Origin of the sequence: Pseudokineococcus basanitobsidens, from assembly GCF_037482545.1 — a bacterium.
Lineage (GTDB): Bacteria > Actinomycetota > Actinomycetes > Actinomycetales > Quadrisphaeraceae > Pseudokineococcus > Pseudokineococcus basanitobsidens.
Genome location: NZ_JBBIAA010000012.1, coordinates 49,005 through 63,160, shown reverse-complemented (window position 1 = coordinate 63,160; position 14,156 = coordinate 49,005). Strand labels below are relative to the sequence as shown.

General features: G+C 78.2%; 11 protein-coding genes. 4 read left to right on the top strand and 7 right to left on the bottom strand.

Annotated features, from left to right (window positions below; genetic code table 11):
* Positions 1–47: 47 nt before the first annotated feature.
* Positions 48–1,937, bottom strand: coding sequence for a LysM peptidoglycan-binding domain-containing protein (locus WDZ17_RS11255; protein ID WP_339575253.1), 1,890 nt, complete (start codon positions 1,935–1,937; stop codon positions 48–50).
* 341 nt (positions 1,938–2,278) lie between these two features.
* Between WDZ17_RS11255 and WDZ17_RS11250 the strand changes: the two genes are divergently transcribed.
* Entirely contained in the window at positions 2,279–2,704 is a 426-nt protein-coding gene (locus WDZ17_RS11250) for an Rv2175c family DNA-binding protein (protein ID WP_339575252.1), read from the top strand.
* Positions 2,705–2,887: 183 nt separating this feature from the next.
* On the opposite strand, the gene WDZ17_RS11245 is transcribed toward WDZ17_RS11250, so the two are convergent.
* The 3 genes from WDZ17_RS11245 to WDZ17_RS11235 all read right to left on the bottom strand — a co-directional run bounded on the left by WDZ17_RS11245 (position 2,888) and on the right by WDZ17_RS11235 (position 6,818).
* Complete coding sequence (locus WDZ17_RS11245) at positions 2,888–3,904, bottom strand: phytoene/squalene synthase family protein (protein WP_339575251.1); 1,017 nt, start codon at positions 3,902–3,904, stop codon at positions 2,888–2,890.
* On the bottom strand, positions 3,901–5,538 hold the full coding sequence (gene crtI, locus WDZ17_RS11240) for a phytoene desaturase family protein (RefSeq protein ID WP_339575250.1): 1,638 nt from the start codon (positions 5,536–5,538) through the stop codon (positions 3,901–3,903). The genes WDZ17_RS11245 and crtI overlap by 4 nt, the downstream gene beginning before the upstream one ends.
* Positions 5,539–5,678: 140 nt before the next feature.
* Positions 5,679–6,818, bottom strand: coding sequence for a polyprenyl synthetase family protein (locus WDZ17_RS11235; protein ID WP_339575249.1), 1,140 nt, complete (start codon positions 6,816–6,818; stop codon positions 5,679–5,681).
* A gap of 233 nt (positions 6,819–7,051) precedes the next feature.
* Between WDZ17_RS11235 and WDZ17_RS11230 the strand changes: the two genes are divergently transcribed.
* From WDZ17_RS11230 to WDZ17_RS11220, 3 genes are all read left to right on the top strand, one after another.
* Complete coding sequence (locus WDZ17_RS11230; RefSeq protein ID WP_339575248.1) at positions 7,052–8,011, top strand: methylenetetrahydrofolate reductase; 960 nt, start codon at positions 7,052–7,054, stop codon at positions 8,009–8,011.
* Positions 8,012–8,019: 8 nt separating this feature from the next.
* Positions 8,020–8,739, top strand: coding sequence for a CDP-alcohol phosphatidyltransferase family protein (locus tag WDZ17_RS11225; RefSeq protein ID WP_339575247.1), 720 nt, complete (start codon positions 8,020–8,022; stop codon positions 8,737–8,739).
* A 420-nt stretch (positions 8,740–9,159) separates the two neighbouring features.
* Positions 9,160–10,707: a DEAD/DEAH box helicase gene (locus tag WDZ17_RS11220; protein WP_422631960.1), complete on the top strand. Its 1,548-nt coding sequence runs from the start codon at positions 9,160–9,162 to the stop codon at positions 10,705–10,707.
* A gap of 82 nt (positions 10,708–10,789) precedes the next feature.
* Here the strand turns inward: WDZ17_RS11220 and WDZ17_RS11215 are convergent, their stop codons facing one another.
* Genes WDZ17_RS11215 through WDZ17_RS11205 form a run of 3 tightly spaced genes read right to left on the bottom strand, consistent with a single transcriptional unit; the run spans position 10,790 to position 14,116 of the window.
* Positions 10,790–12,340, bottom strand: a complete 1,551-nt coding sequence (locus WDZ17_RS11215; RefSeq protein WP_339575245.1) for a phytoene desaturase family protein — start codon at positions 12,338–12,340, stop codon at positions 10,790–10,792.
* Positions 12,341–12,365: 25 nt separating this feature from the next.
* The gene (locus WDZ17_RS11210; RefSeq protein ID WP_339575244.1) at positions 12,366–12,947 is read right to left on the bottom strand and encodes a hypothetical protein; all 582 of its coding nucleotides are present in this window, start codon (positions 12,945–12,947) and stop codon (positions 12,366–12,368) included.
* A gap of 14 nt (positions 12,948–12,961) precedes the next feature.
* Positions 12,962–14,116 carry a glycosyltransferase family 2 protein gene (locus WDZ17_RS11205; RefSeq protein ID WP_494516971.1) on the bottom strand — a complete coding sequence of 385 codons (1,155 nt, stop codon included), beginning with the start codon at positions 14,114–14,116 and terminating at the stop codon, positions 12,962–12,964.
* Positions 14,117–14,156: the final 40 nt, after the last annotated feature.

Genomic DNA, 14,156 nt, shown 5'->3' with positions numbered 1-14,156 from the left:
GCCCGAGGCGCCGCGCGCGGGCCCCCCGGACGCGCGGGGCCGCCCGCTCAGCGGTACTGGCGCTGGAGCGTCTGCACGCTCGCGACGTAGCGGCGCGTGTCGGGGTACATGCCGCGGCTGCGGACCGAGCCGAGCCCCTGGTAGTAGCCAGCGATCGCCGTGGCCTGGTCCGGCGCGCTGCGCACGAGCGAGCGGAGGATCACGACGCCCGCCGTCACGTTGTCCTGGGGGTCGAGCAGGTCGATGTCCTCGCCGGCGAGGTCGGCGGCCCACCGCCCGGACGAGGGGATGACCTGCATGACGCCGACGGCGTTGGCGGGCGAGACGGCGCGCATGTTGAAGCCGGACTCCTGGAACGCCACGGCCTGGGCCAGCGACGGGTCCACGCCCCACCGCCGGGCGGTGGCCACGACGAGGGCGCGCATCTCCTCCCGGCTCGGGACCGGGCGTGCGCGCAGCGCGTCCCGGTTGGCGGTCGCCGAGCCCGTCGTCGACGGCGGGTAGGTGCGGCCGAGGAAGGTAGAGGGCACGGGCGCGCCCGCGGGCGCGGCCGACGTGGACCCACCGGGCACGGACAGCCGCTGCCCGACGCGGATCAGCCCGTCGGCGCCGACCCCGGGGTTGACCTGGCGCAGCGCGGCGACGGTCGTGCCCTGGCGGCGCGCGATGGTGCTGAGCGTGTCCCCGGGGCGCACGACGTAGCTGCCCGGCTGCGCCGGCGCAGCCGGCGTCGGGGCCGCGGCGGGGACCGGGCCGCCGGTCAGGCGCAGGACCTGTCCCTCGCGGATGCTGGCGCGGGCGTCGAGGCCGTTGGCCTCGACGATGGCGCGCTGGCTGGTGCCGGTGCGGGCGGCGATGCCGGAGACGGTGTCGCCGCGGCGGACGGTGTAGGTCGTGGTGGCGCGCGTCGGGGCGGGGGTGCTGCGGGTCGGGGCCGGCGCGCCGCCGGCGAGGCGCAGGACCTGTCCCTCGCGGATGCTGGCGCGGGCGTCGAGGCCGTTGGCCTCGACGATGGCGCGCTGGCTGGTGCCGGTGCGGGCGGCGATGCCGGAGACGGTGTCGCCGCGGCGGACGGTGTAGGTCGTGGTGGCGCGCGTCGGGGCGGGGGTGCTGCGGGTCGGTGCCGGCGCGCCGCCGGTCAGGCGCAGGACCTGTCCCTCGCGGATGCTGGCGCGGGCGTCGAGGCCGTTGGCCTCGACGATGGCGCGCTGGCTGGTGCCGGTGCGGGCGGCGATGCCGGAGACGGTGTCGCCGCGGCGGACGGTGTAGGTCGTGGTGGCGCGCGTCGGGGCGGGGGTGCTGCGGGTCGGGGCCGGCGCGCCGCCGGCGAGGCGCAGGACCTGTCCCTCGCGGATGCTGGCGCGGGCGTCGAGGCCGTTGGCCTCGACGACGGCGCGCTGGCTGGTGCCGGTGCGGGCCGCGATGCCGGACACGGTGTCCCCGGCCCGCACCACGTAGGTGCCGCCCGGCGTCGCCGCCGCCGCGGCCGCCCGGTCGAGCACGAGGACCTGCCCGGCGCGGATCGCGCCGCTCGCGTCCAGCCCGTTGGCGGCCACGACGTCGCGCTGCGAGAGGCCGCTGCGCGCGGCGATGCCGCTCACGGTGTCGCCCGGCTGCACGACGTAGCGGCGGGCGGCCGCGGCGGCGAGCGCCACGGGGGCGGCGAGCTGCACCGCGGGGCCGGGGGCCGTGCGCCGGGCCTGCCCCGCGCCCTCGCGGTGGTCCTGGGCCGGGCGCCGCTCGGGGGCGTCGTCCGCGCTCGCGGCCGTGGTGGCCGGGAGCAGGCCGCCCGCACCGAGCGCGGCGGCGAGCACCAGGGACAGCGGACGTCGACGGGTCGGCCCGACGGGGTGGGACGACGCCCGACCCCGGTCGTCGTCGCGTCGGGGGGCGGCCTCGGCCGGGATGGTCGCCGCAGCGGCGGGGGGCGTCGTCATGGCGTCCTCGTCGTGTCCTCCGGGCGCGCGGCCCGGTGCGGTCCCGCAGGCGGCCTCCCGTCCTGTCGGGGGGTGCGGCGCGGGTCCGGGGTCGGTGGTCGTGGTGTGACAGACGTGCTCGATGGGGCTCGTGATGCTGCTGTGACGGAACGTACCCCACACCTGCTGAGAGGCAGCGACTTACAGGCGTGCAACTCCATCTCCCGGGGGACCTCGGGGAGCCCGTCACGGCGGGGTCCGGCACGGCGCCACCGGCACGGCGCGGTTCGTCAGGACGGGTCGGCACGGGCCACGTCCGACTGCAGGCGTCGCCGCCGCCCGGGGCGTGGCACGCTCGGAGGGTGAGCACGCCCGACCAGGAGCCCCAGCAGGACAGCCGGCAGGGAGGGGACGGCACCCGCGGGGACGTGCCGCTCGCCGACCTCGAGCAGCTCGTCGACGGGTGGATGACCGTCCAGGAGGTCGCCGAGCACCTCGGGCTGGCCCTGTCCCAGGTGCGGCGGATGGTCTCCGACCGCGACCTCGTCGCCGTGCGACGAGGTCGCCCCCGGGCCGACTGCGTGCCCACGGCCCTCGTCGTCCCCGTGCCGCTGCCGCGGCTGCGCGGCACGGCCGTCGTCCTCGCCGACGCCGGCTACTCCGACGCGGAGACCCTCCGCTGGCTCTTCACCCCCGACCCCTCGCTGCCGGGCACGCCCGTCGAGGCGCTGCGGGCCGAGCACCGGACCACGGAGGTCCGGCGCCGCGCGCAGGCGCTGGCCTTCTGACCGACCGACCGACCGAGAGGTCCGACCGACCGACCGACCGAGAGGTCCGACCGACCGACCGACCGAGAGGTCCGACCGACCGACCGACCGAGAGGTCCGACCGACCGACCGACCGAGAGGTCCGACCGACCGACCGACCGAGAGGTCCGTCCGTCCGGCCGACCGGGCCGACCCGGCCGGCGCTCAGGCGCGGCGCCAGGCCCTCTCGTCGCGGCGGGCCCGCCGGGCCCGGGCCAGGGCGGGCAGCGCCACCCGCAGCCGTCGGGGCGTCGGCACGGAGACCCTCCGGTGCAGCACCCTGAGGTCGGCGTCCTCGACGGCGCGCAGGATGCCGCCGTACAGCTCGTCGGCGCAGGCGATGGCGTCCCGGCTGGTGGGCGCCAGCATCCCGACGCCGGGGCGCGCGCGGGCGTAGAGCTCGCGGGTGCGCGCCACCTCGAGCTCCAGCAGCGTGCGGACGCCCGGCGTCAGGGACGCCGACCGGCGGCAGTGCCACAGCTCGTCCCGGTCGACGCCGCAGGCGTCCAGGTCCTCCTGGGGCAGGTAGACGCGCCCGCGCTCCAGGTCCTCGCCGACGTCCCTGATGAAGTTCGACATCTGGAACGCCTCGCCGAGGGTCCGGGCGCAGCGCGCCGCCGGCTCCTCCAGGCCCTCGAGCGGCTCCAGGACGGGCAGCATCTGCAGGCCGATGACCGCGGCGGAGCCGTGCATGTAGTGGACGAGGTCGGCCCAGGTCGCGTAGCCCGTCTCGGTGATGTCCATCCGCATGGACGCCAGGAAGGCCCGGACGTGCTCGCGGGGGATGTCCCACCGCTGCGTGGTCAGGGCCATCGCCCGGCTCACGGCGTCCGGGGCGGTCCCGCCGGCGCGCGCCCCGTCGAGCCCGCGCCAGAACTCCTCCTCGAAGGTCACGAGCGCGTCGGGGTCGGGCGAGGTCAGGCTGTCGACGAACTCGTCGGCGTACCGGGCGAAGCCGTAGAGCGCCCAGACCCACGGCCGCTTCGCCGGCGGCAGCAGCGCCGTCGCGAGGTAGTAGGTGCGGCCGTGCTCGGCGTGCAGCCGTCGGCACTCCTGGAAGTCGGCCCGCAGCGCCGGGTCGGTGATGCCGGCGGCGTCGAGCGACCGCTCGCCGATCCGGTACCTCTGCGGCGCAGGCGTCCTCGCGGGCGGCGCCGGCGCCGGCGTCGGGGCCGGGGTCACCGGTAGGCCCTCGACCGGTAGCCCGGCACCCGGCCGGTGATCCGCTCGGCGGCCAGGCGGCCGGAGACCAGGACCATCGGGACCCCGACGCCGGGCTGGGTGCCCGAGCCGGTGAGGACGACGTTCTCGCCCCAGAGGTTGCCCGGGCGGAAGGGACCCGTCTGGCTGAAGGCGTGGGAGGCCGCGAAGGGCGCCCCCGCCTCCATCCCGCGCCGCTGCCAGTCCAGCGGCGTCGTCACGTCCTCGACCTCGATCCCGTCGGCGAAGCCGGGGAAGCCACGGGACTCCAGCGTCCGCAGCACGTGCTCGCGGTAGTGCGGGGCGACCCGCTCCCAGTCCAGGTCGGGCGCGCTCTGCAGGTTCGGCGTCGGGAAGAGGACGTAGTAGGTGTGCCGCCCCTCCGGCGCGGCGGTGGGGTCCGACAGCGACGGCGTCGAGACGAGCACGCTCGGGTCGCTCATGAGCCGTCCGCCGGTGAGCTCGGCGAAGACCTCCTCCCAGGCGTGGCCGAACGAGATCGTGTGGTGCGCCGAGCCGGGGTAGTGCGCGGTCGAGCCGGCGAGCATGAGGTAGCACGACGGCGAGTACGTGATGCGCCGGGTCGAGCGGTGCTCGACCCCGAGCAGCTCGCGGAACGCCACCGGCAGGTCCGGGTTGAGGACGACGGCGTCGCAGGCGATCCGCTCGCCGTCGGCCGTGACGACGGCGCTCGCCCGGCCGCCGGAGTGCTCGACCGAGGCGACCTCGGTCGAGCACCGCACGTCGACGCCGTGCGCCTCGAGCGCCGCGGCCATCGCCTCGGGGACGGCCGCGACGCCGCCGCGGGGGAAGAACACGCCGGCGACGGAGTCCATGTAGGCGATGACGGCGTAGAGCGCGAGGGCGTCGTAGGGGGACAGGCCCGCGTAGAGCGCCTGGAAGGAGAAGGCCCGCTGCGTCCGGGTGTCCTTGAGGTACCGCTCGACGCGGGGGGCCAGCCGGCCGAAGCCGCCCAGCGCGGCCAGCCGGGCGAGGTCCGGCGTCACCAGGTCCAGCGGCGTGTCGATGTTCGTGTCGATGAAGTCCCGCATCTCGGCGCGGTAGAGCCTCGAGACGTAGTCGACGTACCGCAGGTACCCCTGCGCCTCGTCCGGGCCGATGACGCGCTCGACCTCGGCGGCCATCGCCCCCGGGTCGGCGTGCACGTCCATCGACGAGCCGTCGGCGTACTGCGCGCGGTACAGCGGCGAGACCGGGTCGAGGGTCAGCCAGTCCGTCATCTCCTCGCCGAGGGCGTCGAAGCAGTCGGCGATGAGGTCGGGCATCGTCAGCACGGTGGGCCCCGGGTCGAACCGGTACGTCCCGGTGGGGCCCTGCAGCTCGAGCCGCGCGGCGCGGCCCCCGGGCGTGGCCCCGCGCTCGAGCAGGGTGACGCGGCGGCCGGCGCCCGCGAGGTGCATGGCGGCCGACAGGCCCGCCAGGCCGGCGCCGACCACGACGACGTGGTCGCTGGGCCCGGACGTCGTGCGCAGGCGCCCCGGCACGGCGGCCTGCGCGGCCCACCGGGCCCAGCGGCGCGCGGTGGCGGCGCCGGTCGGACGACCGCCGGTCGGGCTGCCGGGCATCCGGCCGCGGCCGGTGAGGAGCGGGCTCATGGGGTTCCCCGAACTGTCGCGTGTGGTCTGCGGCGTGGGTCGTCCGTCGCGTCGTGCTCTCGCGCCGGTCGGTGGTCGTACGTCGGGCGGGCGCGTCGGGGGCGGGGACGCGCGCGGGTGCTGCGGTCGTGGGCGCAGGCTCAGGCCGTGCGGGCGGTGGCGATGGACACGAGGTCGCCGAGCGCGGCGCGGGCCGCCTCCGTCACGGGGGCCTCCGCGAGCGCCGCCCGGGAGCGGGTGACGAGGTCGTCGATCAGCTGCTCGACGGCGGCGAGGGCGCCGGTGCGGCGGATGAGGTCCTGCAGGACGGCGACGCCGTCGTCGTCGAGGTCGGGAGAACCCAGGAGCGCCGACAGCTCTGAGGCGTCCTCGGCGCTGCCGCGCCGGGCGGCCAGGGCGACGAGCATCGTCCGCTTGCCCTCGCGCAGGTCGTCCCCGGTCGGCTTCCCGGTGACGACCGCGTCGCCGTAGACCCCGAGGACGTCGTCACGGAGCTGGAAGGCCTCGCCGAGGGGCAGCCCGTAGGCGGACAGGGCGGCCCGCTGCCCGGCGGACGCCCCCGCGAGCGCCGCACCGATGAGCAGCGGGTGCTCCACCGTGTACTTGGCGCTCTTCCAGCGCAGGACGCGCAGCGCCCGCTCGTCGGCGCCCTCGGGGGCCGACGCGCCGGAGGCCTGCTCGAGGACGTCGAGGTACTGGCCCGCCATCAGCTGGGTGCGCATCCGGTCGAAGACGAGGCTGGCGGCGGCCAGGCGCTCCGGGGCGGCGCCGCAGGCGGCGAGGACCTCGTCGCTCCACGAGAGGCAGAGGTCGCCGGCCAGGACGGCCGCGGCCTCGCCGAAGCGCTCGCACGAGCCGGTCCAGCCGCTGCGCGCGTGGAGGTCGGAGAACTGCTGGTGCACCGACGGCATGCCCCGACGGGTGTCGGAGCCGTCCATGACGTCGTCGTGGATGAGCGCGGCGGCCTGGAAGAGCTCCAGCGCGGCGCCCGCGCGGGCCTCGACCGCGGTGTCCTGGCCCCCGGCGGACCGGTAGCCCCACGCGCAGAAGGCCGCCCGCAGACGCTTGCCCCCGGCGACGAGCGCCGCGACGGCGTCGAGCAGGGGCTCGCTGCGCGGGGAGACCTCCGCGAGCACCGGCCGCTGGCGCGCCAGCACCGCGTCCAGCTCCGCCTGGACGCGCGAGCGCAGGACCTCGCCGTCGTCCGCCGCCCGTCGGTCGCCGGCACGGCTGCCCGCGCCCGCGGCGCTGCCGGACGCGGTGGTCGTGAGCACCTCCACGTCGGGACCTCCACCCTCCGCTCGACCCGCGTCCGTGACGGCCGCCGACGCCTCGGCGACCACGGGTGCGGCCTGCCGCCGCGCCGCACGGGTGCCGCCGACGGCGACCGGCGCAGCCTAGGCGCGCACGTCCCGGGAGTCCTGCCGGGGCGCCCGCGGCGGGGGCGGCCGTCCAGCTCCTGCCCGCCGGCGCCGACCGTGGCGACGTCGGTCGTCCGGGCTAGCCTCGAGCCATGGCGACGCGCGCGGCCCCGCTGCAGGACGTGCTCGCGGCGCTGCGCGCCGACGGCCGCCCGTCCCTGTCCTTCGAGTTCTTCCCGCCCCGCGACGACGCGGGCGAGCAGGTGCTCTGGCGCTCGCTGCGCCGGGTGGAGCCCCTCGAGCCCACCTTCGTGTCCGTGACCTACGGGGCCGGCGGGTCCACCCGGGACCGGACGGTGCGCGCCACCCGGGCGCTGGCGGAGCAGACGACGATGTCGCCCGTCGCGCACCTCACGTGCGTCAGCGCCTCGCGGGCCGAGCTGCGCCGTGTGGTCGGCGAGTACGTCGACGCGGGCGTCTCCTCCGTCCTCGCCCTGCGCGGCGACCCGCCGGGCGGCCCGGGCACCCCCTTCGAACGGCACCCCGAGGGTCTCGGGACGGCCCTGGAGCTGGTGGAGCTCCTGCGCACGCTGGGCGGCTTCACGGTCGGCGTCGCCGCCTTCCCGCAGCCGCACCCCGAGTCCGCCGACGCCGACGCGGACGCGCGCGTGCTGGCGCTCAAGGCCCGCGCCGGCGCCTCCTTCGCCGTCACGCAGCTCTTCTTCGAGGCGCGCCTGTACACCGACCTCGTGCAGCGCTCGCTCGACCACGGCTGCGACATCCCGGTGCTGCCCGGCCTCATGCCGATGACCTCGCTGAAGCAGGCGGGGACGGTGGCCAAGCTCTCGGGCAGCCCCGTGCCCGAGCGGCTGGCCGAGCGGCTGGCCGAGGCGGAGCGGACCGGGGGCCCGGAGGCCGTGCGCCGCGCGGGCGTGCAGGCGACCGTGGAGCTCGGCGCGGAGCTGCTCGAGGCGGGGGCGCCCGGGCTGCACCTGTACACGCTCAACCGCTCCAGCGCCTCGCTCGAGGTGGCCCGGTCGCTCGGGCTGGGCTCCCCGGCCTCCGCCCCCGTCGCGGCGGACGCCGGGGCGGCCCTGGCCGCCGTCCGCTGAGCGACGGCGTGGACCGCGCGGACCGGGGCGGCCCGCGCCGCGGGGCGGTGCCCGGCCGTGAGGAGCACCTGCGGCGCTGGGCGTCCCTGCACGGCTCGCCGCCGCCCACGGGTCTCGTGCGCGGCTGGTTGTCGCTCGTCCACCTGCTCTCCCGTCCCCTGGCGCGGGCGGGGGTGGCGCCGACCGCGCTCACCGCGGCCGGGCTGCTCGTGCCGCTCGCGGCCCTGCCCGCGGCGGCCGCGGGCGGCCGGTGGGTGCTCGCCGTCCCGGTGCTCGTCCTGCTCTCCGGCGTCCTCGACAGCCTGGACGGCGGCGTCGCCGTCCTCACCGGCCGCACGAGCGCCTGGGGGGCCGTGGCCGACGCCGTCGCGGACCGCGTGGCGGACGCCCTCGCCCTGGTGGTGCTGTGGCTGCTCGGGGCGCCCGGCCCGCTCGTCGTCGCCGCCGGCGCGCTCGCCGCGCTCGCCGAGTACAGCCGTGCCCGGGCCGGCGCCTCCGGCGTGCACGAGGTCGGCGTCGTCACGGTGGGGGAGCGGCCCACGCGCGTGCTCGTCGTGGCCGCCACCGCGCTGGTGGCGGGGCTGCGGCCCGAGCAGGCGGCGACCTGGGCGCTCGTCGGCGCCCTCGCCGCGCTCGTCGTCGCGCTGGTCTCCCTCGCCCAGCTCCTGCCCGTGCTGCGGCGGGCGCTGCTCGCCGTCGACGACGACGCCGGCCGTCCGCGCCGGTGACCGGACCCGGCGGCGGACCCCGGCGCGGCGTTGGTGGTGCACACTGGGGACGTACCGCGGCGCCTCCGGCGCCCCGCCGAGCCGTCCCGCGCAGCTCACGGCAGCGGCCCGGCCCCGGCAGGTCCTCGCAGGACCCCGGCTCGCCCGCAGGCCGATGACCTCGTCCGCGCGAGGAGCGCCCCTCGGCGCCCCCACCGCCCCGAGAGGCCACCTGTGCCCACGCACCCCAGCACCAGCTCCCGCCCGTCCGGCGACGGCGCCGCCCGCGCGCCCCGTCGCCGCCCCGCCGGCGGGCCCCGCCGCGACGGCGGCCAGGGGCGGCCCGGCGGGCAGTCCCGTCCCGGCGGCCAGCCCGGCGCCCGCAGCGGCGCCGGCCGTCCCGCCCCCGCGGCGCCGACGGACGAGCTCGCCGGCGCCGTCCTGGTCTCCGAGGACGCGGTCGTCGACCAGTCCTTCGCCGAGCTCGGTGTGCCGCAGGCGCTCGCGAGCTCCCTCGCCGGCCGCGGCTTCGAGCGCCCGTTCCCGATCCAGGCCGTCACGCTCCCGGACACGCTCGCCGGCCGCGACGTCCTCGGCCGGGGCCGCACCGGCTCGGGCAAGACGCTCGCCTTCGCGCTGCCCCTCGCGGCGCGTCTCGCCGCCTCCGCCCCCGGTCGCCGCGGCCGCGGACGTCCCCGCGGCCTCGTGCTGGCCCCCACCCGCGAGCTCGCCACGCAGATCACCGCGACGCTCGAGCCGCTCGCGACCGCGGTCGGCCTCAAGGTCACGACGATCTTCGGCGGCGTGCCGCAGGGCCGGCAGGTCACGGCCCTCGAGGGCGGGGTCGACGTCGTCGTCGCCTGCCCCGGCCGGCTGGAGGACCTCCTCGGCCAGGGGCACGTGCACCTGGACGACGTCGAGGTGACGGTCCTCGACGAGGCCGACCACATGGCCGACCTCGGCTTCCTGCCGGGGGTCAAGCGCATCCTCGACCGCACGCCCGCCGGCGGCCAGCGCCTGCTCTTCTCGGCGACGCTGGACAACGGCGTGGACGTCCTCGTGCGGCGCTACCTCTCGCAGCCCCTGACCTTCGCGATCGACCCCGCGACGTCGCCCGTCGTGGAGATGACGCACCACTGGCTCGGCGTGCGCGACGCCGCCGCGAAGGCGGACGTCGTGCGCACCCTCGCCTCCGGGCGGGGCCGCCGGATGATGTTCCTGCGCACCAAGCACCAGGCGAAGAAGCTGGCGAAGCAGCTGACGGCGCAGGGCATCCCGGCGGTCGACCTGCAGGGCAACCTCTCCCAGAACAAGCGTCAGGAGCACCTGGCGGCCTTCTCCTCCGGCGACGTCAAGGTGCTCGTCGCCACGGACATCGCCGCACGCGGCATCCACGTCGACGACGTCGAGCTCGTCGTCCACGTGGACCCGCCCACCGAGCACAAGGCCTACCTGCACCGCTCGGGCCGCACCGCCCGCGCCGGCTCCGGGGGCGACGTCGTCACCCTCGTGCTGCCCGAGCAGGACCGCGACGTCCGCACGCTCGTCCGCCTCGCGGGCATCTCCCCGGCCCGGCACGACGTCGACGCCGCGTCGCCGGTCGTGGCCGACCTCACCGGCCCGGTGGCCGAGCACGTCGAGCCCGCCCCCCCGGCGCCCGCGCAGCAGCAGCCCACGGGCGGTGGACGTCGTCGCGGTGGCGGTGGTGGTGGCGCCGCCGGCGGTGCGGGTCGCGCCGGTGGGGGTGCTCGCGGCGGCAGCGGTGCGCGCGGCGGCAGCGGTGGCGGCGGTGGTCGTCGCTCCGGCTCCGGCGGTGGCGCCCCGACCAGCTGGTCCAGCTCCTCCGAGGGCTGGGGCGGCGGCTCCTCGTCCGGTGGCTCGTCCGGTGGCCCGTCCGGCTCGTCGTCGGTGCGGCCCCCGGCGCAGCGCCGGTCGGTCGTCGACGTCTCCCGCGCCGGCGGCGGCGGTCGTCGCCGCGGGGGTCGCTGACCGGCGACCGACGCCGTACCGGGGAGCCCGCAGCACGGCGGTGCGGGCCCCCGGGGCCGTGTCCGTCGTCGGTCGGTGGGGCTCAGGCGTCGCCGACCATGCCCGCGACGACCTCGGCGGAGAGCCCGACCAGGGGGAGGCCGCCCCCGGGGTGGCTGGAGCCGCCGACGCAGTACAGGCCCGGCAGGGCGGTCGCGTTGGGCGGGCGCAGGAAGGCGGCGCGGGCCCCGTTGCTCGAGCTGCCGTAGATGGAGCCGCCCACGCTGCCGGTGAGCCGCTCGAGGTCGGCGGGTGTGCGCAGGCCCCGCCAGCGCACGCGGTCCCGCACATCGAGGCCGCGGTCGGCCATCACGTCGAGGACGTGGTCGGCGTAGGACTCGGCCAGCGGTCGGCCGTCCGCGCCGGCCGCGTCCCAGTCGACGCCCTCGGACGGCGCGCCCGGGCGGTGGCGCGGGGCGTTGACGAGGACGAACCACGCCTCGGCGTCCTCGTGCGGCCGGGTGGCGGGGTCGTCCGGCGCGCTCACGTAGACGGTCGGGTCCTCGACCGGGACCGGTGCCCCGCGGTGGCGGCCCGTGCCGGCGAGGGCGTCGAACTCGGCGTCGTAGTCGGCGGGGAACAGCACGGTGTGGTGCTGCAGGTCCGGCGTGCGCCCCTCGAGCGCGAGCAGCAGCACGAAGCCGCTCGCGGACGGCTCGGCGCGCCGCAGCCGTGCGGCCCCGCGCCGGCGCGCCGGGCCCTCGGGCAGCAGGGCGCGCCCGCCGGTCGTCCCGACGCCGTACAGGGACGCCGCGTCGCCGGCCATGACGACGACGTCGGCGGGCACCTCCTCGCCGCCTCGCAGCCGGACGCCGGCGGCACGGCCGTCGTGCACGAGCACCTCGTCCACCGCCGCGCCGCAGCGGACCCGCCCGCCGAGGGCCTCGACCCGGCCGGCCATGGCCACCGCGAGGCGTCGGAGCCCGCCGCGGACGTACCAGGACCCGAAGGCGTGCTCGACGTAGGCGGTGGAGGCCAGCGCGGCCGGGGCGCGCCGGGGGTCGGACCCGGAGTAGGTGGCGTAGCGGTCGAGCATCGTCCGAAGGTGCGGGTGGACGAGCAGCTGCTCGCCGAGCCCGCGCAGCGACGTCAGCGGCGCGATCGTCCGCAGGTCGCCGCGCCGGCGCGCGAGCGGCAGCAGCGTGCGGACGCCGCGCAGCGGTGACGACAGGAAGGGGCCCCGCGAGAGGTCCCAGATGCGGGACCCCCGCTCCAGCAGGGCGAGCCACTGGGCGCCGGCGCCGTCGCCGAGGGTGGCGTCGAGGGCACGCGCCAGCGCCCCCCGGGAGCCGGTGGGGACGTCGACGGTGGTGCCGTCGGCGAAGCGGTAGCGCGCCGCCACGTCCAGCGGCACCAGGTCCACGCAGTCCTCGAGCCGGCGCCCGGTCTTGAGGAACAGGTCCCGGTAGACGGCGGGCAGCGTCACGAGGCTGGGGCCGGTGTCGAAGCCGAACCCCTCGTGCTCGACCCAGCCGAGCTTGCCGCCGACCTCGTCGGCCGCCTCCAGGACGACGAGGTCGTGCCCGCGACGGGCCAGGCGCATGGCCACGGCGAGCCCGGCGGCCCCCGCCCCGACGACGACGACCCTGGCCATCAGCGCGCGCCCGTCCGCAGCCCGGTCACGGGGCGAGCGTGCCGCCGATCGAGAAGTCCTGCGCCCCGTCGGTGCTCGTGACCGAGAGGGTGAGCAGGTCCGCGGCCCCGTCCCGGGTGAAGGTGGTGACGACGGCGCCCTCGACGGCGGGCGGCGTCGTGGCCGTGAAGCCCCGGCCGGCGAGCGCGCCGGTGTAGAAGGCCACGAGGTCCTCCGCGCTGGTCGCCGTGCGGCCGGCGAGGGCGACCGTGCGCCCCCCGCCCTCGGCGTCGACGACGTTGGACAGGGTCACCTCCGCGCCCTCGGGGACGGGCACGACGTCGGTCGGGAAGCCCTCGACCATACCGCCCACCGCCACCCCCGTGGGCGAGGCGCTGGGGGTGGGCGACGGCGCGGCGGTCGTCGGCGACGAGGACGACGGCGGCACGGACGACGGGGCGCTCGTCGTGGGGCTGCTCGTCGGCGACGCCGGCGTGAGGGAGTCCGACGCCGAGGGCAGCGGCTCCTCGGTCGAGCAGCCCGTCAGGGCCAGCAGACCCGCGGCCGCGAGGGCGACGAGGGGTGCCGCGGTGCGGCCGACGGGGCGGTGACGACGGTCGCTGCGCACGCGCGCACGGTACGTCAGCCGTCGCCGCCCCACGTCCGCCGGCGGCGCTCGACGTCCGCCGGCGGCGCCTGACCTCGGCCCGCGGGGGGCAGCGAGCGCCCCTTCCACGCCAGCCCCCCGCGCCGGTGCCCGCGCACCGACCGGGCGGTCAGCCCGGCGAGGACGACGAGCGAGGCGGGGTGGGCCAGCGCGTCGGGCCAGGCCCGCCCGCCGGTCCGCCGGGCCGCGAGCACCCGGGAGCCGACGCCCGCCGCGAGGCCCACCGCCCCGGCCCGCGACCCGAGCAGCGCCCCCACGGCGGGTGCGGCGCCGAGGAGGGCCAGCCCGGCGGCGAGCGCGAGGGAGCCCGCCGGCGAGCCCCCCGCGGTCCACAGGGACTTGCCGTACCCGTCGCGCACCCCGGCCCAGCCGTCGTACATGCGGCAGGTGGCGAGCGCGGTCCCGTCGGTGACGCCGCCACGCCCGCCGGCGGCCTTCACGGCGCGCACGAGCGCGACGTCGTCGAGGACCTCGCCGCGGACCGCCCCGTGCCCGCCGACCGCCCGGTAGCGCGCGGCGTCGACGACGAGCAGCTGACCGCCTGCCGCCGACAGGGACGGCCGCGGGGAGCGCTCCGCGACCCGCAGCGGCAGCGTGGCGAGCCAGGACCACTGCAGCAGCGGCTGGACGAGCCGCTCCGACGGCGTCAGCGCCACCTGCCGTGGGTAGGGCGAGACCAGGTCGAGGCCGGTGCGGCGCAGCTGGTCCACGGCGGCCGACACCGCCTGCGGGGCCAGGCGGACGTCGGCGTCGCAGAAGACGAGCACGTCGCCCGTCGCGGCGCGGGCCAGCTGGGCGCACGCCCAGGGCTTCCCGAGCCAGCCGGCCGGCAGCGGCTCGCCGTCCAGGACGCGCACGCGGGGGTCCCCGGCGGCGGCGGCCCGCGCGGCCCGGCCCGTGCCGTCGGTGCTGGCGTCGTCGAGGACGAGCACCTCGAGGTGCGGTACGTCCGCCTGCGCCAGGACGGCGATAACGCACGCGGCGACCTGGTGGGCCTCGTCGCGCACGGGCAGCAGGACGCTCACGCGCTCGGACGTGCGAGGAGGCCGCCGTGAGGGCCGCCGCAGGAGGACGGCGTTGACCGCGGTGTGCGCGAGGAGGCCGACGGAGACGGCGGCGGTCCCCCGCACCAGACCGCGTCCGACCCGGCGGGGTGCGCAGGTGCGGTGG